Source organism: Polaromonas sp. P3_A5, from assembly GCF_056403055.1.
On record NZ_JBFUGF010000001.1, the window covers coordinates 2,315,865 to 2,338,188 of the forward strand.

General features: G+C 59.5%; 26 protein-coding genes. 15 read left to right on the top strand and 11 right to left on the bottom strand.

Features of this window, described 5'->3' with window-relative positions:
- Positions 1 to 21 precede the first annotated feature (21 nt).
- The 9 genes from AC1DU8_RS10935 to AC1DU8_RS10975 all read left to right on the top strand — a co-directional run bounded on the left by AC1DU8_RS10935 (position 22) and on the right by AC1DU8_RS10975 (position 6,364).
- A complete protein-coding gene (locus AC1DU8_RS10935) occupies positions 22 to 1,353 on the top strand; it encodes an MATE family efflux transporter (RefSeq protein WP_477689148.1) in 1,332 nt (443 codons plus the stop codon).
- Between the two features lie 28 nt (positions 1,354 to 1,381).
- Positions 1,382 to 2,476: an acyltransferase family protein gene (locus tag AC1DU8_RS10940; protein WP_477667297.1), complete on the top strand. Its 1,095-nt coding sequence runs from the start codon at positions 1,382 to 1,384 to the stop codon at positions 2,474 to 2,476.
- Positions 2,477 to 2,644: 168 nt separating this feature from the next.
- Complete coding sequence (locus tag AC1DU8_RS10945) at positions 2,645 to 3,151, top strand: putative immunity protein (protein ID WP_457278553.1); 507 nt, start codon at positions 2,645 to 2,647, stop codon at positions 3,149 to 3,151.
- Positions 3,152 to 3,215: 64 nt separating this feature from the next.
- Entirely contained in the window at positions 3,216 to 3,557 is a 342-nt protein-coding gene (gene yidD / locus AC1DU8_RS10950; RefSeq protein WP_457278554.1) for a membrane protein insertion efficiency factor YidD, read from the top strand.
- 71 nt (positions 3,558 to 3,628) lie between these two features.
- On the top strand, positions 3,629 to 4,273 hold the full coding sequence (locus AC1DU8_RS10955; protein ID WP_457278555.1) for a glutathione S-transferase: 645 nt from the start codon (positions 3,629 to 3,631) through the stop codon (positions 4,271 to 4,273).
- A 74-nt stretch (positions 4,274 to 4,347) separates the two neighbouring features.
- Positions 4,348 to 4,770 (top strand): VOC family protein, encoded by a 423-nt coding sequence (locus tag AC1DU8_RS10960; protein WP_477667295.1) that lies wholly within the window; start codon positions 4,348 to 4,350, stop codon positions 4,768 to 4,770.
- Positions 4,771 to 4,807: 37 nt separating this feature from the next.
- The gene (locus AC1DU8_RS10965; protein ID WP_457278557.1) at positions 4,808 to 5,428 is read left to right on the top strand and encodes an HAD family hydrolase; all 621 of its coding nucleotides are present in this window, start codon (positions 4,808 to 4,810) and stop codon (positions 5,426 to 5,428) included.
- Between the two features lie 112 nt (positions 5,429 to 5,540).
- Positions 5,541 to 6,038: a hypothetical protein gene (locus AC1DU8_RS10970; protein ID WP_477667294.1), complete on the top strand. Its 498-nt coding sequence runs from the start codon at positions 5,541 to 5,543 to the stop codon at positions 6,036 to 6,038.
- Between the two features lie 59 nt (positions 6,039 to 6,097).
- On the top strand, positions 6,098 to 6,364 hold the full coding sequence (locus tag AC1DU8_RS10975; protein WP_477702908.1) for a hypothetical protein: 267 nt from the start codon (positions 6,098 to 6,100) through the stop codon (positions 6,362 to 6,364).
- A gap of 197 nt (positions 6,365 to 6,561) precedes the next feature.
- Here the strand turns inward: AC1DU8_RS10975 and AC1DU8_RS10980 are convergent, their stop codons facing one another.
- The 5 genes from AC1DU8_RS10980 to AC1DU8_RS11000 form a co-directional block, all read right to left on the bottom strand.
- Positions 6,562 to 7,194, bottom strand: a complete 633-nt coding sequence (locus AC1DU8_RS10980) for an HAD-IA family hydrolase (RefSeq protein WP_477689082.1) — start codon at positions 7,192 to 7,194, stop codon at positions 6,562 to 6,564.
- 89 nt (positions 7,195 to 7,283) lie between these two features.
- On the bottom strand, positions 7,284 to 8,012 hold the full coding sequence (locus AC1DU8_RS10985) for a class I SAM-dependent methyltransferase (protein ID WP_477689081.1): 729 nt from the start codon (positions 8,010 to 8,012) through the stop codon (positions 7,284 to 7,286).
- 117 nt (positions 8,013 to 8,129) lie between these two features.
- Positions 8,130 to 8,519: a hypothetical protein gene (locus tag AC1DU8_RS10990; protein ID WP_477689080.1), complete on the bottom strand. Its 390-nt coding sequence runs from the start codon at positions 8,517 to 8,519 to the stop codon at positions 8,130 to 8,132.
- Between the two features lie 352 nt (positions 8,520 to 8,871).
- Positions 8,872 to 9,132, bottom strand: a complete 261-nt coding sequence (locus tag AC1DU8_RS10995) for a UBP-type zinc finger domain-containing protein (RefSeq protein ID WP_477726732.1) — start codon at positions 9,130 to 9,132, stop codon at positions 8,872 to 8,874.
- 19 nt (positions 9,133 to 9,151) lie between these two features.
- Positions 9,152 to 10,888, bottom strand: a complete 1,737-nt coding sequence (locus AC1DU8_RS11000; protein ID WP_477726733.1) for an FAD-dependent oxidoreductase — start codon at positions 10,886 to 10,888, stop codon at positions 9,152 to 9,154.
- Positions 10,889 to 11,087: 199 nt separating this feature from the next.
- On the opposite strand from AC1DU8_RS11000, the gene AC1DU8_RS11005 reads away from it, so the two are divergent.
- The gene (locus AC1DU8_RS11005; RefSeq protein WP_477726734.1) at positions 11,088 to 11,885 is read left to right on the top strand and encodes an extensin-like domain-containing protein; all 798 of its coding nucleotides are present in this window, start codon (positions 11,088 to 11,090) and stop codon (positions 11,883 to 11,885) included.
- A 102-nt stretch (positions 11,886 to 11,987) separates the two neighbouring features.
- On the opposite strand, the gene AC1DU8_RS11010 is transcribed toward AC1DU8_RS11005, so the two are convergent.
- Positions 11,988 to 13,136: a DSD1 family PLP-dependent enzyme gene (locus AC1DU8_RS11010; RefSeq protein ID WP_477726735.1), complete on the bottom strand. Its 1,149-nt coding sequence runs from the start codon at positions 13,134 to 13,136 to the stop codon at positions 11,988 to 11,990.
- 32 nt (positions 13,137 to 13,168) lie between these two features.
- Positions 13,169 to 14,179, bottom strand: coding sequence for an ornithine cyclodeaminase family protein (locus AC1DU8_RS11015; protein WP_477727046.1), 1,011 nt, complete (start codon positions 14,177 to 14,179; stop codon positions 13,169 to 13,171).
- Positions 14,180 to 14,282: 103 nt separating this feature from the next.
- On the opposite strand from AC1DU8_RS11015, the gene AC1DU8_RS11020 reads away from it, so the two are divergent.
- The 5 genes from AC1DU8_RS11020 (at position 14,283) to AC1DU8_RS11040 (ending at position 20,184) form a co-directional block, all read left to right on the top strand.
- Positions 14,283 to 15,758, top strand: a complete 1,476-nt coding sequence (locus AC1DU8_RS11020; RefSeq protein WP_477726736.1) for an MFS transporter — start codon at positions 14,283 to 14,285, stop codon at positions 15,756 to 15,758.
- A 230-nt stretch (positions 15,759 to 15,988) separates the two neighbouring features.
- Positions 15,989 to 17,251 carry a DEAD/DEAH box helicase gene (locus AC1DU8_RS11025; protein ID WP_477726737.1) on the top strand — a complete coding sequence of 421 codons (1,263 nt, stop codon included), beginning with the start codon at positions 15,989 to 15,991 and terminating at the stop codon, positions 17,249 to 17,251.
- 95 nt (positions 17,252 to 17,346) lie between these two features.
- The gene (locus AC1DU8_RS11030) at positions 17,347 to 18,588 is read left to right on the top strand and encodes an AAA family ATPase (RefSeq protein WP_477726738.1); all 1,242 of its coding nucleotides are present in this window, start codon (positions 17,347 to 17,349) and stop codon (positions 18,586 to 18,588) included.
- Complete coding sequence (locus tag AC1DU8_RS11035) at positions 18,581 to 19,426, top strand: DUF4435 domain-containing protein (protein WP_477726739.1); 846 nt, start codon at positions 18,581 to 18,583, stop codon at positions 19,424 to 19,426. Before AC1DU8_RS11030 ends, AC1DU8_RS11035 begins: the two co-directional genes overlap by 8 nt.
- Before the next feature lie 65 nt (positions 19,427 to 19,491).
- On the top strand, positions 19,492 to 20,184 hold the full coding sequence (locus AC1DU8_RS11040; RefSeq protein ID WP_477726740.1) for a hypothetical protein: 693 nt from the start codon (positions 19,492 to 19,494) through the stop codon (positions 20,182 to 20,184).
- Between the two features lie 82 nt (positions 20,185 to 20,266).
- Here AC1DU8_RS11040 and AC1DU8_RS11045 read toward each other — a convergent pair whose 3' ends face one another.
- The 4 genes from AC1DU8_RS11045 to AC1DU8_RS11060 form a co-directional block, all read right to left on the bottom strand.
- The gene (locus AC1DU8_RS11045; protein WP_477726741.1) at positions 20,267 to 20,812 is read right to left on the bottom strand and encodes a CcdC protein domain-containing protein; all 546 of its coding nucleotides are present in this window, start codon (positions 20,810 to 20,812) and stop codon (positions 20,267 to 20,269) included.
- Positions 20,813 to 20,881: 69 nt separating this feature from the next.
- On the bottom strand, positions 20,882 to 21,277 hold the full coding sequence (locus tag AC1DU8_RS11050; protein WP_477726742.1) for a type II toxin-antitoxin system PemK/MazF family toxin: 396 nt from the start codon (positions 21,275 to 21,277) through the stop codon (positions 20,882 to 20,884).
- Positions 21,278 to 21,330: 53 nt separating this feature from the next.
- Complete coding sequence (locus AC1DU8_RS11055) at positions 21,331 to 21,813, bottom strand: ankyrin repeat domain-containing protein (RefSeq protein ID WP_477726743.1); 483 nt, start codon at positions 21,811 to 21,813, stop codon at positions 21,331 to 21,333.
- Positions 21,814 to 21,866: 53 nt separating this feature from the next.
- Positions 21,867 to 22,268 carry a hypothetical protein gene (locus AC1DU8_RS11060; protein WP_477726744.1) on the bottom strand — a complete coding sequence of 134 codons (402 nt, stop codon included), beginning with the start codon at positions 22,266 to 22,268 and terminating at the stop codon, positions 21,867 to 21,869.
- Between the last annotated feature and the right edge of the window lie 56 nt (positions 22,269 to 22,324).

The window sequence follows — 22,324 nt, forward strand, 5'->3', positions numbered from 1 at the left end:
GCATTGAACGACGGTGTGCCGATGTGGAAGACCTTTGCCGCTTTCCTCGGCCCCATGCTGCTCAGCAACATCCTGCAGTCGCTGTCGGGCACGCTGAACAACGTGTATGTCGGCCAGATGATCGGCGTCGGCGCACTGGCGGCGGTGTCCAGTTTCTTCCCCATCCTGTTTTTCTTCATTGCCTTCACCATCGGCCTGGGCGCTGGCGCCTCCGTGCTGATCGGCCAGGCTTGGGGAGCGCGCGACACCGGCAAGGTCAAGGCGATTGCGGGCACCACCCTCAGCGTCGGCCTGATTTTTGGTTTGCTCGTCGCGCTGTTCGGCGGTATCTTTACCGGGCCCTTGCTCAGGGCACTGGGCACACCGGCCGACATCCTGCCGGACGCCACGCTCTATGCCCGCATCATGATGATTGCAGGGCCCGGCCTCTTCGTCTACCTGCTGGCCACCGCCATGCTGCGCGGCGTGGGCGATACGGTCAATCCGCTCTACACGCTGGGCATCTCGACCCTGGTGGGCCTCGCCGTCACACCGGCGCTGATCCGCGGATGGTTCGGCCTGCCGCAGCTGGGGGTGGCCAGCGGTGCGGTGGCTTCGGTGCTGTCGATGGTGACGGCCACGGCCTGGCTGGCCTTCAGGCTGCGGCGCATCCACAGTCCCTTGGCACCTGATGCGGAATTTGTACGCCACATGCGCATCAACGGCAGCATCCTCAAGACCGTGCTCAAGATCGGCGTGCCCACCGGTGTACAGATGATCGTCATTGCGCTGGCTGAAGTCGCCCTGCTCTCGCTGGTCAACAGTTATGGCTCCAACGCCACAGCGGCCTACGGCGCCGTCAACCAGGTAGTGGCGTATGTGCAGTTCCCGGCGATTTCGATTGCCATCACCGCTTCGATCCTGGGTGCGCAGGCGATCGGCGCGGGCCGCACCGACAAACTGGGCACCATCGTGCGCACCGGTTTGCTGATGAACCTGGTGCTGACCGGCTCACTCGTGCTGCTGGGGTACTTGTTCTCGCGCCACCTGATGGGCTTTTTCATCACCAGCGAACCGGTGATTGAGGTGGCGCAGACGCTGCTGCACATCATGCTGTGGAGCAGCGTCATCTTCGGCATGGCCTCGGTGCTCTCGGGCATCATGCGCGCCAGCGGGTCGGTGCTGGTGCCCACGGGAATCGCCATCTCCTGCATCGCGCTGGTGGAGGTGCCCGTCGCCTGGCTCATGAGCCACCGCATCGGCATCAACGGCATCTGGGTGGCCTACCCGGTCACCTTCATCGCCATGCTGGGTCTGCAAACGGCTTATTACCGGCTGGTCTGGAAGAAGAAGTCGATCAGGCGCCTGGTCTGAGCCCGTCATTTCCTGATTGATCCACACCATGACACACACACACCGCAACGCTACCGTCGACATCGCCAGGGGCATCGGAATCATCCTGGTGGTGCTCGGGCACAACAGCCTGGTACTGGAAAACAAGGGCGAGCTTTTCCGGGTGATTTACGCGTTTCACCTGCCGCTGTTCTTTTTCCTCTCCGGCCTGTTCCTGAAAGATTCCGATTCCTTGCGCAAGTTTGCGCTGTCGCGGGCCGATGCGCTTCTCAAGCCCTACTTTGTGGTGCTGGGGCTGGTGGGCATCCTGATGGCGCTTGATTCCGACATGGTTCCCACCGCCGACACAAGCGCCTCTGATTATTTTTTCGGCGTCCTGTATGCCACCGCGCCCACCATTGCGTGGGCTCCGCTCTGGTTTTTGCCGCACCTCTTCGTTGCGTCGGTGGTGGCCATGGCCATCCTGCGCGCCACCAGGGCCGTTGAACACCGCGCACGCTGGGTTTTTCTGGCTGCCTCGATGCTGCTGGCCGCGGGCATCCGCTGGATCGGGAGCTTCTGGCAAATCGACACGGCCAGCCTGCATTTCATGGGCCTCGCCCGATTGCCGGGGTTGCCCTGGAGCCTCGATTTGACCCTCATCAGCTCAGCCTGCCTGCTGTTCGGGTTTCTGCTGCGCGAACAGGTCATGGCCGTGAAATTCAACGCCATCAGGCTGCTTGCCGCGGCCATTGCCTTTGCGGCGCTGCACTACCACTTCAACGAGACCATGGACCTGAACCTGCGCATCTACGGCGAGCCGCTCATTGCGACACTGCAGGCCGCGCTGGGCATTTATATGGTGCTTTGCATCTCTGCACTGCTGGCGCGGTATCCGCGGCTGCAGCGCCCATTGACCTACATAGGCTCCGGCAGCCTGCTCATCCTGGTGTTTCATCCCGTCGCGCAGGGACGGGCCTTCCTGCTGCTTTCCCGCTTCAGCCACAACGACTACCTGGTTGGGGCGGCAAGCCTGGCTGCGGGCATCGCGTTGCCGCTGCTCGTGCTGGAAATTGCGAAACGCCAGCGGTACCTGGCCGCATGGTTGCTGCCGCGCAAGTTCGGGCCCCCAGTCCAGCAAGCGGCCGCAACCAGGTCGCCATAACCACGCGACCCGGGCTGCTTGCCCTTGAGTGTGATCACCACGTCCACCCGGCGTTTACGCGCACGCCCTTCTTCAGTGGCGTTGTCGGCCACCGGCTGCGACTTTCCATAACCTTTCACCGCCAGGCCTGCGGGAGGCGCTACGATAGCTTCTCCCGGGAGATGTTTCATGAACGAGGAACTTTCACGTCTGGCAGCTGCGATCAACGTTAGCGAACCGCAGCATGAACCGCTTCGCCTTGCCTTTGGGCTGGCCTGCGCACAACGCGCAGAACACCTGCTCGAAAACCCGGAAGCCATCCGTTGCCTGGCGGTCCTTCGGTCTTTCGTCGAAGGAAAATCAGACCGCCCCGCCCTGGCGCAGGCGGCACAAGAAATTGCAGCGGTTGCCAATAGCCACAGGGGCTCCAACTCCATTGATGGCTCGGCCCACGCAGCGGTTTCGGCCACCTATGCCGTGGCCAATGCCCTTGCCGGCCGTGCCCTGGAAGCTGCAGGCTACGCGGCATATGCGGCTGTCTATGGTTATGGCGGCTATGCAGTCACTGACCCATCGGCTTTTGAAGGGGAGTTCGCCTGGCAGGTTGAAAAATTCAAGAGCCTCGCCCACACCTTCACGGCGCATTGCGCGCAGGATCCGCATTTCATAGAATCGGCTCGCAACCTGTCTCCCTGAGATGGGCCGCTCATACAAAAAAAGTTTGGCATGGTCCACGACAATGCCGCCCCGGGAGGACGTCATGCTTCGCTACATCGCAGCCGGTTCCATCAGTGGTTACCAGCGGTATGTCTCGCCCCACAAAGGCTATTGCTGCGCCCATCGCGCACATACGGGGCATTCCTCGTGCTCCGAGTTTGCCCGCAAGATCGTGCTGCGGTATGGCGTGATTGCCTTGTTTCGCGCGCTGCCCCGCCAACTGCAACGGTGCCGCAATGCCTATGCAGTCCTGCTGGCCGCTGCGATCGCCGCAGCGGCAGCCCCGGAACAAGACCCGAAAAAAAAGAAGGACGAGAATTCATGCGGCGACTCTTGCAGTCCGACCGACTGCATTGACCTGGACTGCGGTAGCTGCGATTTTTGACGCATCAGCGACGCCGGCTCCATGGCTTTAACATAGCGGCTCCCATTACCACCAGTTCTGCCGGAGCCCCCATGCAACTCATAGGAATGCTCGACTCGCCCTACGTTCGCCGCGTAGCCATTTCCCTGCAACTCCTCGGCCTGCGCTTTGAACACCAGTCGATCTCGGTGTTCAGCACCTTCGAAAAATTCCGGCAGATCAACCCGGTTGTCAAAGCGCCCTCCCTTGTGTGTGACGACGGCACGGTGCTGATGGACTCCACCTTGATCATCGACTACGCCGAGGCGCTGGCCGCCCAGCAGGCGCCACCCAAAAGCCTGATGCCGGCGGCCATCGCCGAACGCCAGCAGGCGCTGCGCGTGATTGGCCTGGCCATGGCCGCCTGTGAAAAAAGCGTGCAAATCATCTATGAACGCAACCTGCGCCCCGCTGAAAAGTTGCACCAGCCCTGGGTATCACGCGTGACGGGCCAGTTGCTGGCGGCCTATGGCGAGCTGGAATCAGAACTCCAGCGCAAACCGCTGGCTGCGACCAGCGGCACCATGGGTCAGGACGGTGTGACCGTGGGCATTACCTGGCACTTCACGCAAGCCATGATTCCAGAGGTGGTAAACGCCGCCGACTACCCGGCCCTGTGTGAATTCTCTGCCCGGGCTGAGCAACTGCCTGAGTTCATGGCAGCACCGCACGGGGACAGTATTTATCGCCAGGAATAGACTTCATACGCCTGGCAAGCCTTGATATCAGGGGCGCATGTTTGAGACACATCAACCCAATATAAGGAGTTCCCATGAAGCCACGGATTACGGTCATCACTGTCGGCGTTGATGATCTGGAAAGATCGCTTCGCTTCTACCGCGATGGCCTTGGCCTTCAGACCGAAGGCATTGTGGGAGCCGAGTTTGAACATGGCGCCGTGGCATTCTTCGACTTGCAGGCGGGCCTGAAGCTTGCCCTCTGGCCGCGCAAAAGTATTTCCCATGATTCGGGTGTTCCGCTGGAGAATGCCAGCGCAACCGAATTCACACTGGGCCATAACGTCTCTTCGAAAGCAGAAGTTGATGCCGTCATGGCGCAGGCCAAAAAAGCGGGCGCCGTGATCACCCAGGAAGCACATGACACCGCCTGGGGCGGCTACGCTGGCTATTTCCAGGATCCAGATCGGCATCTATGGGAGGCGGTATGGAACCCCCAGTGGTCAGCCGGCGATTGAAGCGTAGCGCATACCAAAAATACAAATCATCCATCCCATGACTACACACAAAATCCAGGCCCTGCTGTTTGATCTCGGCGGCGTGCTGATCGATGTCGATTTCAACCGCGTGCTTGAGTACTGGCAGCCGATTTCCCGCTTGTCCCTTGAAGAACTGAAAGCCACCTTCAGCGCCGATCTGCCTTATCAGCAGCATGAACGCGGTGAAATCACGGCAGCGCAATACTTCGCGCACCTGGCCGCGAACCTGGAGTTGCAGGATGATCCGGTGCGCATCGCCGAAGGATGGAACGCCATTTTCGGCGGCGAAATCACCGAGACTTTCAGCCTGGTGCAGGAAGCCCGTGCCCATCTTCCGTGCTACGTTTTTTCCAACACGAACGCCGCGCACCAGGTGGCGTGGACAGCGCTCTACCCCCGCCTGGCGCAGTCATTCGAGCGAATTTTTGTGTCGTCTGAAATAGGTTATCGCAAGCCCGAGCGCCGGGCCTTTGAATACGTCGCTGACGCGATGGGCGTCCCCCTGAACGCCATCCTGTTCTTTGACGACCATCCCGACAACGTCGAAGGCGCAAGGGCCGCCGGGCTGCAGGCGGTCCATGTGCGGGGGCCGGCGGATGTCAGGGCTGCGCTTCAAACCATAGGTTGTGTGAAATAGGTATTTTTCCAAGGCAAACAACGAGCGGCTTTTAATCCGCTCCGTTTGCACCGCGACGCGAATCACGGCAACTAGAATCAAGCGTAGTCCGCGCACCATTAAAATTCATAACATGAAACTTAAACTCATCGCACCTGCCCTTCTCCTTGTCGTACTTTCCGGATGCGCTAATTACAAGCCTGTCCCGGAAGGCTATACCGGCCCCGTCGCAACCGTCGCTGACAGCGGCTTTGCAGAAGACGGCAGCAAGGCGCAGCTTTTCGTGCTTGATGGCGTGGATGGCAACCGCATTGCAAACAGCTTCGGGGCAAGCGCCAGCGCCAGCCACGGACGGGGCTTCGCATTGACCACGTCAATCGTCGAAAGGCAAGTTCCGGCAAAACCAATGAAAGTCTCCCTGCGCGCCAGCCACACCACGGCAGCACCCATACAAGCCATCGCGAGCCAGATGGCAGGAACCTTCTTTTCGGTTGAAGGCGTGGTGGATTTCACGCCACAACCCAATGGAAAGTACGTGGTGAAAGGTGAGCTCAAGAAAGAGTCCTCTTCGGTATGGATTGAAGACGCCGACACCCAGCTTCCTGTCACTGAGAAAATCGTCAAAAAATAGGCAGTTAGGGCCGCTCGTCGGCAGTGGACTCGCCGGCCGTAGGCCGCTAGGATGGCTGCATGGTCACAGAATCCGAGCCAGCTCCAGGCCCCACCCCGGAGCTTTCCGAAGAAAAGGTCAATGAGGCACACGACGCCTGGTGCCGGGCCTATGTGCATGTCTGGGCTGACCTCTCGAAAGGCGTTTACGACAAGGACGCGGTGGAAAAAGCGGCCGATGAGCACTGGCAGCGCAGCCCGAAATCCAGCCCGGTGATGGTGGCCACGACGGAGTTCACCAAGACCACCAAGGCGGCGCCACCGCCCGCTGCTATTCCGAGCAATTAAAGTCGTAAACATACCGATCTGCGCGCGGCTTGGTGCACGCGAAGCAAAGACACCAGCAGCCGGTTAGGACTGGTCACGCTGCGGCTGGCGGAAATTGGCAGACAGAGAGGTTTTTTTACGGCCTCAACGTTTGCGATGAGAGGCGTGACCCGGCTTGCCGGAGCATATCCTCTCGATTGAAGGGTTGGACGTCTGGATCACTGGGATCCATGATCTACGAACACGCCGAAGCCAGCTAATTGACGCTGAAGCGAAAGTGCGCCGTCTATTCCGAAGAAAACCACAGCATTCAGGCCCGCGCGTTTCGCAGCTTCAACATTTTCGGCTCGATCGTCCAGAAACAACACATTGCTTGCATGGCAGCCAAGTTTTGCAATCGTTTTCTCAAAGAATTCAGGCTTCGGCTTGGCTGCACCCAGGAAGCACGAGTAGAACTCACCGTCGAACAAGGACTGGTAGTCCAGAGTTTCAGACATGTGCTTCGCGCGAAGGGATTGCTGGTTGCTTGCCACGTGGCACCCAAAGCCGGCGCGGCGCAGAGCTTGAACTGTTTGCATGACATCGGCGTGCACTTCGATAGCGTGAAGTGCATTCAGTGTTTCCGAAACCATGGCAGCGCGTTTCCACTTGGCTAGTTTCTCTTCAAGTCGTTCCACGAAGCCCGTTGTTGATTCGAGAACCTCGGTTTCGGCTTCCAGTATGTCGTTCACAAGTGCTTCAGCTTGCATCTCATTTTCGAGTTCAAGCAGGGACTTGAGGGCAGCGTGCCAGCCTCTCGTCGGGTACTGGAGAACGCCGTCGGCATCGAAGAGAATGTTTTCTATGGCCATTGGAGAACTCGCAGATGCTGCAGAACGGGGGAGACGCTCAACGTTTGACTTAAGCGGCGCGCCGTAGGCACGCCCGCTTGAAGGAAGGGTTAGACGCTTTGTGCGACAAGGCGAACCATGCCTCTCATTCCAGCCTCGCGACGGACGTTGAACCCGTTTGACTGGAGGCTAGCGACTAAGTGCTCAGGTGACAACCGGAGCTTTCGGTAGTTACTGACCCGAGCTTGCCAACCTTCCGGTGTGCGCTGGTGAAGAATGTCGTGGACTATGACAGTCTCGGGCTCATACTCAAGGAAGCAGGTAAGGATGCGAGTGTCGTCGCTCCTTACGTGGATGAAGCGCTGGTCTCCGATGAGAGGAAGCGAGTAGTCTCGGAACGAGACTACGAACATGCCACCGGGCGACAGTTCGACGGAAGCCCTTTCAATGAGGCTCTCGACGGCACTGAGTTCAGGCAAATGGGTGATCGTGTCTCCCATGCACAGGATCGCGGACGGCGCTTCTGTAATGTGGCTTTGAAATGCCAGCAAGTCATCGTTGACCGCCTGAATAGGCAGGTTGCCACCAAGTTCCGCAAGCGAACGCAGAAGTTCAGCCGAAGTGTCGATTGACGTTACTCGCGCGCCTCTTTGCGCGAGTGGGATGGAATGCATGCCAAAGCCTGCACCAAGATCGAGAACGACGGCCCCGTGGGTGAGCGGTAGGTTCAACGCTTCAATCTCGGCGGTACCAGCCTGCAGCGCTGCCTCAGAACCGCCAGCCATCCAAACGTAGATTGGGCTGAGGTGGTTTGCGTAGTGTTCGGCGATGGTGGTCATGCGGTCAGTTGACAGCGTTTAACGTTGGAGTTCAGCGGCTGCCGGAGGCAGTTCGCTGCAATGACGGGTTATGCGTCATCGCGCAGTGTGCGAGCCGATGCTTGAGGAATTGCGTTGTCATTCCTTGCCTATGTCTTTGATGGGCAGTGTGAATCGATCGGCCGCTTTACCCCACTGAACATGCCAAGTATTGCCCGCTTCCTGATCGAGAAGAATGAAGGTGTAGATATTGCTCGTAGGGTACAGAGTGAAACGCCCGGCCTTTCCGACAGAGGCAAGTGGGTCAGGATTCAGCGGCTCAATGAATCTGTGATCCTTATCTCCCCATTGCACTTGCCAGATTCTCCCGTCGCGCGTGTCCAGCTTCAAGAGAGTGAATACATTTTTGGTGCCGAACAACCGGTAAGGCGCGTCCGGGTTTTGCGTTGGTTCAAGGCGGACTTCCTGCGCAAGCACATGGGACGCGAAAAGCAACAATGTTGCAGCGATAGCCATTAGGCGTTTCATAGCAGATGCCTCCAAGGTGATTCATCTGACCCATATGTTTGATCATGACGCATAACGCAATTTATACCGCATATGGGTGCGATATAACGTGGCAACTCCACCCACAAAACCTGCTTCCATTGCCCGCTCCATATGACTTTCCTGCTCCATTAAATATAGCGACAAACCCGGCGCCATCATGACTGACCAATGCCAGATTTCCACCCGTTCACGTCAACGCAATTAGGTCGCTCAGCTAAAAAATCATCTTCTCTGGAAAACGGTAGCAGCCATTTTCCGCGGATGTGACCACCTGTCGCAGCGCTCATTAGAACTCTTGTTTACGACTTTAGTTACACGAAATAGCTGCGCCCTAGCCCACCTGCAACTGGTGTTCATAACACCACATCCAGCTTTCTCCGGGTTCGAATGACTGGATCACCGCATGCCCTGTGGCTGCATGGTGTTTGCTGGCGTGTTTGTTTTTTGAGTCGTCGCAGCAACCGATATGGCCGGAGTGCACACAGAGCCGCAGATGCATCCAGGTGTCGCCCATCTTCAGGCATTCTTCACAGCCCCTTGCATTGGGTGAGTGCATCTCGGCAGGAACGTGGGTGCAGGGTTTGATGCGCATGTGAATCTCCAGAATTTCGTCAGGCAGCAACAGCCGTACGCTCCATCGCCGCCAGGTGCTGGTGGATCATGGCCACTACCGCAGCGCCCTCGCCTATCGCGCCGCCCACGCGCTTGACGGAGCCGCTGCGCACATCGCCAATGGCAAAAAGGCCCGGAATGTTCGTTTCCAGCGGAGCGGGTTTGTAGTCGGAGTGCTTGCAGGTCACGGCCTCCCCGGTGCGGACAAAACCGTGTGCATCAATGGCTGCGCCGCAACTTGTCAGCCAGCTGGTTTCGGGATCGGCGCCGACAAACAGGAACACGTTGCGCACATCCGCCGCGTGTTCGGTGCCGCTCTTGCGGTTTCGCCATGTCACACCGGAAAGGCCTGTGCCGCCATTGCCGTCGCCATCATCATCGCCGTGCAGCTTCACCACCTCGGTGTGCGGCAGCAGTTCGATGTTGGGTGCGGCTTCAATGCGGTCTATGAGGTAGCGCGACATGCTGGCGGCCAGGCTGGGGCCGCGCACCAGCATGTTGACCTTGGCCGCATGCTGCGACAAAAACACCGCCGCCTGGCCGGCCGAATTGCCGCCGCCCACCAGCACCACGTCGGTCTGGCTGCACATTTTTGCTTCCAGCGCAGAAGCCCAATACCAGACACCGCGGCCTTCAAATTCTTCCAGGCGCGGGACTTCGGGCCGGCGGTAGCGGGCACCGCTCGCCACCACCACGGTCTTGGCGCGCAGCTTGCGGCCGTCAGTCAGCTTCACCTGCAACTCGCCCTTGATGGCCTTGTGGGCGCAGTCCAGCGACTGGGCCTGCGCGGGGATCAGCATTTCCACACCAAACTTTTGTGCCTGCACATACGCACGGCCAGCCAGCGCCTGGCCCGAAATGCCGGTAGGGAAACCCAGGTAGTTCTCAATGCGCGCGCTGGCGCCGGCCTGCCCGCCGTAGGCGCGGCAGTCGAGCACCAGCACATGCAGGCCTTCCGATGCGGCGTACACCGCCGTGGCCAGCCCGGCGGGCCCGGCACCGACCACGATCACGTCAAACAGCTCGTCGTGTTCTTCCGTGTCGACCATGCCGATACAGCGCGCGAGCTGGTTCTCGTCGGGGTTCACCAGCACCGAACCATCCGGGCACACCGCCAGCACATCACCCGCGGCCACACCGTATTGCTCCATCAGTGCGGCGGCGCCTGCGTCCTGGGCGATATCCACCACATGGTTGGGCTCGCCGTTGCGGTTCAAAAAGCTTTGCAGGCGCACCACACCGGCCGAGTTGGGCTGGCCGATCAGCACCGGGCCGCTGGCGCCGGCTTCTATCAAGGCCACGCGCCGCAAAATCAGCGCGCGCACCAGCCGTTCGCCCAGGTCGGCTTCGGCAATGATGAGCGCGCGCAACTGGCCGGGCGGCACCAGCAGGGTTTCGACATCTTCTTCGGCATGGCCATCCACCAGCGCGTTCTGGCCAGACAGCTGGCCAACCTCGGCCAGAAACTGGCCCGGCCCCTGGTTGACGATGGGCACCACATGGCCCAGGCCGTCGCGCTGGGTGATGGTGACCGAACCCTTGAGCAGCACAAACATGCCGGGGCCGGGCTCGCCGGCGGCAAACAGCCTCTCGCCTTTCTTGAACTGCAACACCTTGCCGAAGCGCTGGATGCGTGCAATTTCAGCGGCGCTGAGCACCGGAAACATCTGGTGGTGCCGGCTGGTGTCGGCAGCCAGCGGGGATTGGGCTGGGGTGTGGGTTGTGTCGTCGGCCATCAAAATACTCCGTTAAGCCTGTTGCCCGCAGCTTGTGCGCGTGGGCTTTGGCATCAGTCAGACGATGCCATTAAACGACGAATTGCATGTCGAATCCTCCTGCAGCAGTCGGGATTTCGGCGCAAGAGAACAAATCCGGCCATCTTGGGCTAGCAGGCCTGTACGCTCATGGCTGCACCCCCGCTTATCAACGAACGCCATGCCCCTTCCCCCAGACTCCGGCCTTCCGCCCGACGCAGTGCCTGCCAGGCGGCTGCGCTGGGGCCGCTGGGTATGGCTGGCCGCATGGAGCGGCCTGCTCACGGCGGCGTACGGGGTTTACAGCGGCGCCCTGCAGATTCCCACGCACATCAACCCGTGGGCGCCACTGGAAGTGACGGCGCCGCCCAACATGCTGACCTTTTACAAACTGTCACGTGCCCGCAACGACCCTGCTCGTTGCCTGGCCGCGCTGGCAAGCACCGGCATGCAGTACGACGAATTGCCCGACCGCAGCACGGGCGACGGCTGCGGGTTCAGCAATGCGGTGCGGCTGCGCGCGGCGCCGGTGCGCATAGGCGCGGCCCTGCCGCTCAGTTGCCCCATGGCGCTGTCGTTCTTCATGTGGGAAAGAAATGCGCTGCAGCCAGCCGCGCAGCTGCATTTTGGCCAGCGCGTGGCGGGCATTGACCACCTGGGCAGCTATGCCTGCCGCAACATCAACGGCGGCGGCGAAGGCGCGCCGCCCAATGCACCGGCCCGTGCCCGCAGCCGCCATGCCACCGCCAATGCGCTGGACATTTCTGCCTTCACACTGGCCAGCGGCAAGCGCGTCACGGTGCTGAAACACTGGCCCGACGAAGACGACGCTGCGCCGCCCGGGCCCGAGGCGCTGCTGCTGCGCGACGCCCACAAAGGGGCCTGCAAATACTTCAAGGGTGTGCTGGGCCCCGACTACAACGCCGCGCATAAGGACCACTTCCACCTGGAGACCGGCGGCTACAGCATGTGCAAGTGAGTCAGCTCAAGGAATTCTCAAGAAAAAAAGGCCTGAAGCCCAATAGATGATTGCGCGAGCAGCTATGCTTTTAATAGCATCCGGCCACATGGAAGCCAGAGATCACCAGCCGTGCAATCGGCTCCAGGTCGCCAGCGCACCGTCTTCCGCCAGCGCGTGATATTCCGGATACTGCGCGCCAGTAGCGCAGGCGTGGTTGGGCAAGATGCGCAGCTGTGTGCCGATGGGAAAGCGCGCGGCAATGTCGGTGTCGGGCGCGCCTTCATGCGACAGGATGCCGTGCTCCTGGTTGGCACCGCTGAGGACATACCCCGGCAATACCGTGCCATCCGTGCGGCACACCTGGCCGTAGCCAAAGTCATGCTGCTGCTTTTGCGTGCCGCGGTCGCGGCTCATGGCCATCCAGCCCGCGTCCACAATCGCCCAGCCTTTTTCGGGCTGGTGCCCGATCACCGTGGTCAGCACGCTGAGCGCGATGTCGTCTGCCCCGCACACGCCGATGTTGTGCATCACCAGGTCAAAAAACACATACACACCGGCGCGCACTTCCGTGACGCCTTGGAGCTGCGCAGCTGACAGCGCCGTCGGCGTGGAGCCCACGCTGACAACAGCGCACGGAAAGCCCGCGGCGCGCACGCGTTCGGCAGCTTCCACACAGGCGGCGCGCTCCTGCTCGGCCATCGCCACCAGCGCTTCGGGGGTGTTGAGGTCATAGCTCGAACCGGCGTGTGTCATCACGCCGCCCAGCTGCATGCCGCCTTCGTGCAGCGTGCGGGCAACGTCCAGCAAGGCAGCCTCGCCGGGCTTGATGCCGGAGCGATGGCCGTCGCTGTCGATTTCTATCCAGACTTCAAACTTTTCACCGTGTTCACGGCCAAAGGCCGCAATGGCGGCGGCCGACGCCACGCTGTCGGTGATGATTTTCAGATCACAGCCCTGGCGCCGCAGGGCCAGCGCCTGCGGCAGCTTGGTGGCGACCATGCCGACCGCGTAGAGGATGTCGGTGAAACCGTCGGCATGGAATTGCGCGGCTTCCTTGAGTGTGGACACGGTAATGCCCTGCGCACCCGCGGCCACCTGCGCACGCGCGACGGGTGTGCATTTGCTGGTTTTGACGTGCGGCCGGAAGCGAACGCCCAGCGCGTTCATGCGTTGCTGCATGCGCGCGATGTTGCGCTGCATGCGCGGCAGGTCAATCAACGCGGCGGGCGTGTCGAGTGTGGCCAGGGGGTTGGGCTGGTTGGCGGTCAAGGGAATCTCCAGAACGTAAGGGCGTCAAACTGTTACCAGGGCCAGGCAATGCTTTGGCCCTTGCCGGCAAGGCGCGCGCGCTGCTCCAGCAAGCGGGCGACCGTGAGGTCTTGCAGGGCGATGCCGGTCATGTCGAACACGGTGATGTCGCCGGCGCCGCGCACAAAGGCCGCCTTGCCCGACAGTACATCGCCGATTTCAGTGCAGGCGGTTTCGGGCGCCCATTGCAGCTCGCCTATGCTGCGCGATTGGGCGGCGTCGTCCACAAACACGCGTGCCCTGGCGAGCAGGCCTTCGGGCAGCTCGCGTTTGCCTTTGGTGTCGCTGCCCACGGCATTGATGTGGGTGCCGGGCCGGAGAGCAGCCAGCTCGAACAACGGGCCCTTGCCGGTGGTGGCCGCGATCACCACATCGCTTTGGGCCACGGCGGCATTCACGTCTGCCGCATGCGAGGTGGCGCACGGGCCACCCGCAAACATCGCTTCAAACGAGGCTTTCGGGCAACCATCGGCCGTGGCGTAAAACACCTGGCGCAGCCCGGGCAACTGGCGAAGGGCATAGCGCAGTTGCGCCTGCGCCTGCACGCCGGTGCCGAAGACGCACACCGTGCGGCTGTCCTGCCGCGCCAGTTCCAGGCCCAGGCCACCCGCGGCGCCGGTGCGCTCGGTGGTGACGGCGTTGCCGTCAATCAGGCAGGTCGGCCGGCCTGTGGCGGGGTCGAGCAGCATGATGGTGGCCTGGTGGGCGTCGGCGCCCCGCGCAAGGTTGCCGGGCCAGAAACCGGCTGCCTTGAAGCCCAGCAGAGACTGCGCACCCACGTCGCCCGACTTGATGCCGAACACGCCGCCGGTGGCCAGCCTTTCACGCACCAGGGAGAACACGCGGCCCTCCCCCTGGCTGTGGAGCACAAAGGCTTCGCGCGTGGCCGCAAGGACATCGGCGGGCAGCAGCAGGGACTCGACCGCGTGTTTGTCCAGCAGCAGGAGTTGGGCATCAGCCGGCCTGCTTGCCTTTGACGGCAGGGAACTGGCAGGATGGGGCATGGGTGGCTGCGCGAGGTGCGTCGTCATCTGGAAATATTATCTATTGTCAGACAATTTGTCAAATCAACGATTCACCTCCCCATCAGTTATTGCAGGAGACCCCATGCCCGCCAACCCGCACGCCCCTTGTGACGAAGGCATCATCCGCGCCCAGGGTGGCGACTGCGGCAAAACGGCGCACCCCAAGCTGGCGCTGGCGGCCACGGTGCTGGGCTCTTCCATGGCGTTTATCGACGGCTCGGTCGTCAACATCGCCCTGCCCGCCATCCAGCGTGACCTGGCCGGTGACTCGGCCAGCGGGCTGGCCGCGATGCAGTGGGTCATCAACGCTTACCTGCTGGCGCTGGGCTCTCTGGTGCTGGTGGGCGGCTCGCTGGGCGACAGGTTTGGCCGCCGCAAGATCTTCATCCTGGGCATCGCCATTTTTACGGCTGCCTCAGTGGCCTGCGGTTTTGCGCCTGGCCCGCTGGCGTTGATTGCCGCGCGCGCCGTGCAGGGCGTGGGCGCGGCGCTGCTGGTGCCGGCCAGCCTGGCCATCATCGGCAATGTGTTTGAGGGCGAAGCGCGCGGCAAGGCGATTGGCACCTGGGCCGCCTGGGCCGCGATTACCGGCGCGGCCGGCCCCGTGCTGGGCGGCTGGCTGGTCGATGCCGTGTCGTGGCGGTCCATCTTCTTTCTGAATGTGCCCATGGCGGTGGCCACCGTGTGGCTGGCGCTGTACGCCGTGCCCGACAGCCGCGACCCCGAGGCGCCGCAGCAGCTCGACTGGCTAGGGGTGCTGCTGGTGGCCAGCGGCCTGGGCGCGCTGACTTACGGCCTCACGCTGGCGCCCGAGCGCGGCTGGCAGGCCGCCAGCGTGCTGGGCCCGTTTGCAGTGGGCGTGGCCCTTCTGGTGGCGTTTGTGTACGCGCAGGCACGCACCCGTGCGCCCATGATGCCGCTGGGCCTTTTCAAGTCGCGCGACTTTGTGGGCACCAATTTGCTGACGCTGCTGCTGTACTTTGCACTCAGCGGTGCGCTGTTCTTTTTGCCTTTTGTGCTGATTGGCGCCTTTAAATATTCCGCCACCGCCGCAGGCGCCACGCTGCTGCCGCTGTCGCTGCTGCTAGGCTTCTTGTCGCCCGCTACCGCCAAATTCACGGAACGCTTCGGCGCGCGGCGCATGCTGATGGCCGGCCCAGCCGTGGCGGCTGCGGGCTTTGCACTGCTGGCCCTGCCCGGCGTGGGTTGGTCTTATTGGGCGGGTTTCTTTCCGGCCATGGTGGTGATGGGCCTGGGCATGACGATTGCCGTGGCGCCGCTCACCACCACGGTGATGAACGCCGTGCCTTCCACCCACGCGGGCATCGCCTCCGGCATCAACAACGCGGTGGCGCGCGTGGCCGGCCTGCTGGCGGTGGCGGTGCTGGGCGTGGTGTTTGCCGCCAGCCTGGGCGGGCCGCTGCAGGCCGCTTCGCCTGAGATGCTGGTGGCCGCGTTTCGCTGGGTGGTACTGGGCTGCGTGCTGTGCGCACTGGGGGCATCGGCCTGCGCGCTGCTGTTTCTGGCGCCTGCACAGCAATCAGGCCCACATTCTTAAGAAAATAGTGGCTGCAACCCAATAGGGACGTGCGCGAGCAGCTATATTTTTCATAGCATCCTCTTGGGGCCGGGTAGATACGGAAGGCAATGCGGCGAACACCCGCCACCCAAATACAGCCTTGAAGAAGGCCCGAGGCTTAAACTTGGGGCTTCAGACGGCAGCGCACCGCCCCACCGCACGCGCCCTGCGCCCGGCCCTCTCCCTCTTCTCTCCTTCACACTTTCCCCATGCCCTTTAGCTCACTCGGTTTCACGCCCTCGCTTTTGCCGCTGCTGCTGCGCGCCCTGGAGGAAAAAGGCTACACCGCGCCCACCCCCATCCAGTCCGCCGCCATTCCGGCCATTCTTGAAGGGCGCGACGTGCTCGGCTCGGCCCAGACGGGTTCCGGCAAGACGGCGGCTTTTTCGCTGCCGCTGCTGCAACAGCTGGTCAATTCACAAGCCGTTGCCACTGGCCAGCACAGGCCCGTGCGCGCCCTCATCCTCGTGCCCACACGCGAACTCGCAGCTCAAGTTGGTGAAGCGATTGTGAGTTTTGCCAAATACCTACCGAAGCGGATCAAGGTAGCCATCGTGTTTGGCGGCGTCTCCATCAACCCGCAGATGATGAACCTGCGCGGCGGCGCCGACATCGTGGTCGCCACGCCCGGCCGCCTGCTTGACCTGGTTGACCACAATGCCTTGACGCTGGGCAACACCGGCACCCTGGTGCTCGACGAAGCCGACCGCCTGCTGGACCTGGGCTTTGGCGAAGAGCTGAACCGCATCCTCGCCCTGCTGCCGGCCAAACGCCAGACCCTGTTTTTCTCAGCCACCTTCCCGCCCGCCATTGAAGCGCTGGCCGCCAGCCTGCTGCACAACCCGCAGCGCATTGAGGTGGAGGCCGTCGTGCAAGCCGTGCCCGACATCACCCAGCGCGCGATTGAAGTCGACGCCCCCCGCCGCACCCAGCTGCTGCGTCACCTGGTGCAAACCGAAAAATGGGAACGCGTGCTCGTCTTCGTCGCCACCAAACACGCCGCCGAAATCGTGGCCGACAAGCTGCGCAAAGTCGACATCGAAGCCGAACCTTTCCACGGCGAACTCAGCCAGGGCAAACGCACCCAGGTGCTGCAAGACTTCAAGATCAAGGCCGTGCAAGTGGTGGTGGCCACAGATGTCGCCGCACGCGGCATCGACATTGCGCAGATGCCCGTGGTGGTGAACTACGACCTGCCGCGCTCAGTGACCGACTACACCCACCGCATAGGCCGCACCGGCCGTGCTGGTGAATCGGGCGTTGCCGTGAGTTTTGTGAGTGCGGCGACAGAGGCGCACTTCAAGCTGATCGAAAAGCGCCTGGGCATCAAGGTGGCGCGTGAGCAGGTGGTGGGGTTTGAGCGGCTGGAGGTCGCGGTGGTGAATCCGGCGGACCCTGCGGAGACGGGTGGAATCAAGGGGAAGCGGCCTAGCAAGAAGGATAAGTTGCGGGCGGGGGCGCGCGATTCGTAATGCTCATGTGGATCGGAAGATGAGCACTTCTTTTTCCCGAAATCCTCTCGCTTTTAATATGTTAAAAGGCTACAAGAGAATCAAAGGGGGCGGAAATGTTCAAAATCGAGGGCATATCGATAAAGGGATTCTGGGGCCAGTTCAACGCAGATAGTGCGTTCAACGAGCATGTGAACATCATTATTGGCAAGAATGGAACGGGGAAAACCACGTTCATGAACATTCTGCATGCCGTCCTAAGTGTCGATCCAGATGGTCTCTACGAAAACGACTTCTCCGAAGTGAGAATCACCCTTTCCGATGGGAAAAAATCGCGAACCATACGAGCAACAAAAGTAGAAACGGAGACCTCACCCTTCCCTGTTCTGACTTACTACATATCCCAAACCAAGTATGTGCTGCCGCTAATCAGCGGTGATGAACAGCGCTCAGCACCAATGAGCCACAGGCGACGAGCGATTGAAGAGTCAATCCGAATTCGCGAAATACTTAGCCACCTTGTTTTTTTAGCTTCTCTTTCCGTATACCGATTTAGGCAAGATCCGGACTCTGACCCTCGAGATCGGGCGCGCCGAGTTCAATCTCCAGTGGATTCTCGGTTGCAGGAGTTGATGCAGCGGCTGACTCAGTATCAGTTTGAACTTGCCGTTGAAGCGAGGGGCATTTCGGCAGAATTGCAGAAAAACGTTCTCGTCTCTCTTCTCTACACGGCTAAAACACCTCAAACAGCTTACTCATTGGACTTCGTCGAGAGTCAGGAACGACAAAGCCTCATATCCGCATATAAGCAACTCGGCCTAAGTAGTCCCGACATCACAAGCCGTATCCAGGAGCACATCGCGGCAGTAAGTAGCACCATCAAGGCCGTAAAAGGGCTAAAGAGTGATCTTGATTTTTCCCCTCTTGAAGCCCGAGCGCGAACTGGTCAGGTCATCAAGATGTCTCTGGAGGCAGAAAAAAGAACAGAAGAGGTTTTCTCTCAAGTAAACCAATTCCTGACCACACTAGCAACTTTTGTATCGAACAAGATTTTTCAATTTGACGGCGGAGAACTGGTTATTAAAGGTGTCGAGTCGATCCCGCTGTCAAAACTCTCATCGGGAGAAAAGCAGCTCCTCATTCTGTTCATCGAAGCGCTGCTTCAAAAGCAGCAGCCATACATATTCTTAGCGGATGAACCTGAACTTTCCTTGCATATCTCTTGGCAGAGACAGATCATTTCCGCAATCACGAAGCTAAATCCCAACGCTCAAGTAATCGTAGCGACTCATTCCCCGGAGATAGCAGCTAAGTTTTCCAAAAACATAATCGACATGGAGGACATCCTCCATGGCTGATTTGGAATACTCCGCAGAAGCACTTAACACCATTAATAAGTTCTATCGTTGCGACACTCTTGTATACGTTGAAGGTGACGACGATGAATTATTTTGGGCAACGATTTTTGAAAAATGTGTGGCTGTGAAGGTCGTGGCCCAGTCAGTAGGAGGAGCACCTGCGCTAGATCGACACATCAAACGCATCATTGAGGAAGACATCCGTGCCATTGCCGCTCGAGATGCTGATTTCTTGGTGTGTGCTGAACAACACAGCAAAGATCCCCGCGTTATCTACACATATGGCTATTCGATAGAAAACACGCTTTACACCGATGCGGCAGTTTCACAGATTGTGAAGCTGTGGTGCAAAGGTAAAGCAGCAAATCACAATGAGGAATGCTCAAATTGGATGCGGGCGTTTCATGAAGGAGTAACCGCCTTGACCACTTACGATGCCGCAAACTTCCTGTATGACTGCGGAGTTTTAGTCACGGGGGAGAGTTTTACTCGCTTTGCAAAGAATGCAAATTCTCCCGAATTAGACGCGGAGAAGCTAAAAGATCACATCAAGAAGATCTCTCAAACTATCTCCGATGAGATGCTTCAAAGTGCAGCAAAGCAAGCAAAAAAAGCTGGCAAACCTACTTCCGCGTGGGTACGAGGTCACTTCCTAGCCTCCGCTGTACTGAAATTCATTTCCTCACGTATCAAGACCGTAGGACTGGCTAACAAAATCTCATATGACGCGCTCTATACCAATGCGGTGCAGGTTCTTGATACCTCGTTTGGCAATAAACAGCATCCTCATTTCCAGCATTACGACTCCAGTGTTAAAAGAGCCGCCCAATATCTATAGCGAAACACAAACCATGAAACTTATTGACGGTTGTTAGCTTGGAAATTTTAAAATTTGTATCTGACATGACCAACGCACTAGCGTGGCCAGTTGTCATTGCCCTATTAGCTTTTAAATTCAAAGCTGAACTACGCCTGATCGTTCATGGCATGAAGAAATTGAAGCTCGGTCCAGTTGAAGCCGAGATGTTTGAAAAGAAAACTTTAGAGGTGCGAGAGTTCGCTGCGGCGATAGTAGATGTTGATCATCTCCGACCAAAATCAACGATGCCTCACGGGAATGCGGCAAGCAATGCGAGCGCTACACAATCAACCGTTAACGATCACACCGATACGACGACCCAAAAAGAGAAAGGGGATTGGACCTCGGCGAAAGATGCTGAAGACCAATTGATGGAAATTTTGGGAAGCCAACGTCTAAGCCCTCGTCTTGTAATTTTGAAGGTTTGGACCATGGTAGAGGACACAATGAGATCCCTAGCTGAGCATGCAGGAATCGATCCCTATCGCTCTGTAATGACAACGCTTCTAGATCTTAAGCGGCGCGCACTTTTGGACGTCGATGAGTTTGACCTTCTTTATCGGCTATTTGCTCTACGCAACACGCTCATCAACACGACCTTGGGAGCGAGCGAAGATTCAGCGATAAATTTCGTATCAGCAGCAAGTACCATCCTCAGAAAATATGGGTTATCCGACAAACCAGGGCGTTCAGCTTTGGTAAGGTCGTCAGCAATAGGTACTCCTCTGAATTCATAAATATGTTGTGGCGCCACTCCTGACCGTTTACAAGTTTCGGGCGGCGCGGATGTCCGAGTCAATCTACCAAGTCGGCGCAATCTTAAGCATCTCGCCCCAGCGATTCACGCTCCCTCTTGGCCCGCAGAACACCAAACCGCCAGCGGACCAAGCCGATGGCGTAGCTGATGTAATACCCCGCCAGCAGCCCAAAGACAGCAAGCGTGAGCGGACTGCGTGCGAAGTCGCCCATTCCGTGCTGCACTGTCGGTTCTGCGGTATAGACCTCGAACAGGCGATAGGCAATGCGCCCAACGAACAGCAGTGAAAGCGCAATGCCCAGGTGGGCGTTGGGCGTATAGAACAGGCCTTGGGGTGTGGGTTCGAAGCGCGTCTTGCTCAACCCGAAGACACCGAGCAACGCCCCGAGGCCCAGGCCACCGGCCAGCCACCAAAGCCGTTCGGGATGTTCATGCGCAGCGAAGCCCAGCAAAACAAGCAGGACGGGAAAGATGGTCAAGGTGACCCAGGGGCGGATCTTCGACAGGCGCTGGCGCCCGACCATGCGGCGAAAGCGCGCATAGACGCGCCACGCAACCAATGGAAGAAGCACAAGCAATGTGATGGTGGAGGAACTCGGCGCTTGCATGGTGTTGGCCTTCAGGTAGCGAACAATGGGCACAGACGACAGAAATTGCCTGACACGGTGCTCCCGGGACTATCGATGGTGAAACGATGCCTGCAGAAACCGCATACCCGCCAGTATCTGCTGAACCCGTTCATCCGACAGCGTCCCGATATGCGCACCCAGACGTGTTTTGTACACGGAAGACACCTGAGACACAACCACCACGCTTTGCTTTTCCAGATTGCCCTCACCCGGCTCCAGCAGGAAATTGCCCGGCTCTGTGGCGCGGTTCAGGTTGGAGGTGAGCGCGCAAACGATGACTGTGCTGATGCGGGAGCGGTTGAACACGTCGTCTTGCACGACAACGTGGGGATGCGGAGAGCCCGGGATGGAGCCGCGCGAGGGGTCCGCTTCTATCCAGAACACATCGCCCTGCTTGATGGTGTCGGGGAAAGGGCCTTGTGGGGCTTCGGGGTCTCTGTCCATAGGTCGTAGTTTCTCACCTCGGACAACCAGCGCTTCAGGCGGTCCGCCTGAGGTTACGGGGTCGCTCCCGCGTCGATCAACAGCTTAGCCATTTTGCCGTGACCTGCTTGACGCGCCTGGGCCAAAGCGGTGTCGCCCCACTTCGAGACTTCATTGAGGCTCGCACCCGCTTTGACAAGAAGTTTCACGGCACGAATGTGGCCACGGCTGCTTGCCTGCATCAGAGGGGTCTGCATGTCCCCATCCCGGCTGTTCACGTCGCCGCCTGCACCCAGAAGAAGTTGAAGTATTTCCGTCCGGCCGTGGTATGCGGCGAATGTCATAAACGTTGGGGATGCCCGGCTGTCCTTGCGGAGGTTGGGATCAATCTTGCCGGCAATCAGCGCTTTGACTTGCACTGCATCATTGCGCTCGATGGCTCGCATCATTAAATCGTAGCTGTCGGCTGCAGCAACTACGGATGCGAAAAACAGACCAAACAGCAAAAACACGAATCGCTGCAGGCGCTTTTGACTACGGCTCAATCTGGTCAACATTTTCTGCTTTCGGGAATCAACCCTGAATGGGCCCTCTTGCGAGAGTGGCTTCTCTAGGGTTGAGCGCTTTTCGGCGCATCGGGCTTGGGCGCGTCCTTGACCCGCACATAGTATTCGCGCAGATGAAGACTCTGCGAATTGTCTTCCCCTCCTGCATAAATCCAAAACATGTCTGGACTTATGAAGTTATAGACAACGATGGTGTCCCTGCCGGTCACTGGCGCAACGGTTTTGATGGCAATCGAATCCGAGGCAGCGCCCAGGACACGGTACGGATGGGTTTCGCGAAAACCTGTCAGCGGCCTCTTTCGGCCTTCCTGCGTTTTCGTCTCCAGGTCCGGCAGCTCGGAAGTCATGGCCTCTGCCGTAAAGGTCAGGGTCATATGACCCATCAGCTGCGAAAGAAACAGGGCCGTCTTGCTGTCAAGCTTTGCGCGCTCGTTGTTGAAGCGCATGCTGATCTCGGAGTCAGACTTCCACTGGCCGACAAGATTCGGGTCCGCATTCGCTG

Excerpts from the sequence above, each read along its gene's own strand:
- AC1DU8_RS10960 (WP_477667295.1), top strand. The coding sequence starts at position 4,348 with ATGAAGCCACGGATTACGGTCATCACTGTCGGCGTTGATGATCTGGAA.
- AC1DU8_RS11015 (WP_477727046.1), bottom strand. The coding sequence starts at position 14,179 with ATGCCCCATCCTGCCAGTTCCCTGCCGTCAAAGGCAAGCAGGCCGGCT.
- AC1DU8_RS10955 (WP_457278555.1), top strand. The coding sequence starts at position 3,629 with ATGCAACTCATAGGAATGCTCGACTCGCCCTACGTTCGCCGCGTAGCC.
- AC1DU8_RS10995 (WP_477726732.1), bottom strand. The coding sequence starts at position 9,132 with ATGCGCATCAAACCCTGCACCCACGTTCCTGCCGAGATGCACTCACCC.
- yidD (WP_457278554.1), top strand. The coding sequence starts at position 3,216 with ATGCTTCGCTACATCGCAGCCGGTTCCATCAGTGGTTACCAGCGGTAT.
- AC1DU8_RS11000 (WP_477726733.1), bottom strand. The coding sequence starts at position 10,888 with ATGGCCGACGACACAACCCACACCCCAGCCCAATCCCCGCTGGCTGCC.
- AC1DU8_RS11025 (WP_477726737.1), top strand. The coding sequence starts at position 15,989 with ATGCCCTTTAGCTCACTCGGTTTCACGCCCTCGCTTTTGCCGCTGCTG.
- AC1DU8_RS10940 (WP_477667297.1), top strand. The coding sequence starts at position 1,382 with ATGACACACACACACCGCAACGCTACCGTCGACATCGCCAGGGGCATC.
- AC1DU8_RS10945 (WP_457278553.1), top strand. The coding sequence starts at position 2,645 with ATGAACGAGGAACTTTCACGTCTGGCAGCTGCGATCAACGTTAGCGAA.
- AC1DU8_RS10990 (WP_477689080.1), bottom strand. The coding sequence starts at position 8,519 with ATGAAACGCCTAATGGCTATCGCTGCAACATTGTTGCTTTTCGCGTCC.
- AC1DU8_RS11020 (WP_477726736.1), top strand. The coding sequence starts at position 14,283 with ATGCCCGCCAACCCGCACGCCCCTTGTGACGAAGGCATCATCCGCGCC.
- AC1DU8_RS11045 (WP_477726741.1), bottom strand. The coding sequence starts at position 20,812 with ATGCAAGCGCCGAGTTCCTCCACCATCACATTGCTTGTGCTTCTTCCA.
- AC1DU8_RS11055 (WP_477726743.1), bottom strand. The coding sequence starts at position 21,813 with ATGTTGACCAGATTGAGCCGTAGTCAAAAGCGCCTGCAGCGATTCGTG.
- AC1DU8_RS10965 (WP_457278557.1), top strand. The coding sequence starts at position 4,808 with ATGACTACACACAAAATCCAGGCCCTGCTGTTTGATCTCGGCGGCGTG.
- AC1DU8_RS11040 (WP_477726740.1), top strand. The coding sequence starts at position 19,492 with ATGACCAACGCACTAGCGTGGCCAGTTGTCATTGCCCTATTAGCTTTT.
- AC1DU8_RS11030 (WP_477726738.1), top strand. The coding sequence starts at position 17,347 with ATGTTCAAAATCGAGGGCATATCGATAAAGGGATTCTGGGGCCAGTTC.
- AC1DU8_RS11035 (WP_477726739.1), top strand. The coding sequence starts at position 18,581 with ATGGCTGATTTGGAATACTCCGCAGAAGCACTTAACACCATTAATAAG.
- AC1DU8_RS10980 (WP_477689082.1), bottom strand. The coding sequence starts at position 7,194 with ATGGCCATAGAAAACATTCTCTTCGATGCCGACGGCGTTCTCCAGTAC.
- AC1DU8_RS10935 (WP_477689148.1), top strand. The coding sequence starts at position 22 with ATGTGGAAGACCTTTGCCGCTTTCCTCGGCCCCATGCTGCTCAGCAAC.
- AC1DU8_RS11005 (WP_477726734.1), top strand. The coding sequence starts at position 11,088 with ATGCCCCTTCCCCCAGACTCCGGCCTTCCGCCCGACGCAGTGCCTGCC.
- AC1DU8_RS10985 (WP_477689081.1), bottom strand. The coding sequence starts at position 8,012 with ATGACCACCATCGCCGAACACTACGCAAACCACCTCAGCCCAATCTAC.
- AC1DU8_RS11050 (WP_477726742.1), bottom strand. The coding sequence starts at position 21,277 with ATGGACAGAGACCCCGAAGCCCCACAAGGCCCTTTCCCCGACACCATC.
- AC1DU8_RS10975 (WP_477702908.1), top strand. The coding sequence starts at position 6,098 with ATGGTCACAGAATCCGAGCCAGCTCCAGGCCCCACCCCGGAGCTTTCC.
- AC1DU8_RS10970 (WP_477667294.1), top strand. The coding sequence starts at position 5,541 with ATGAAACTTAAACTCATCGCACCTGCCCTTCTCCTTGTCGTACTTTCC.
- AC1DU8_RS11060 (WP_477726744.1), bottom strand. The coding sequence starts at position 22,268 with ATGCGCTTCAACAACGAGCGCGCAAAGCTTGACAGCAAGACGGCCCTG.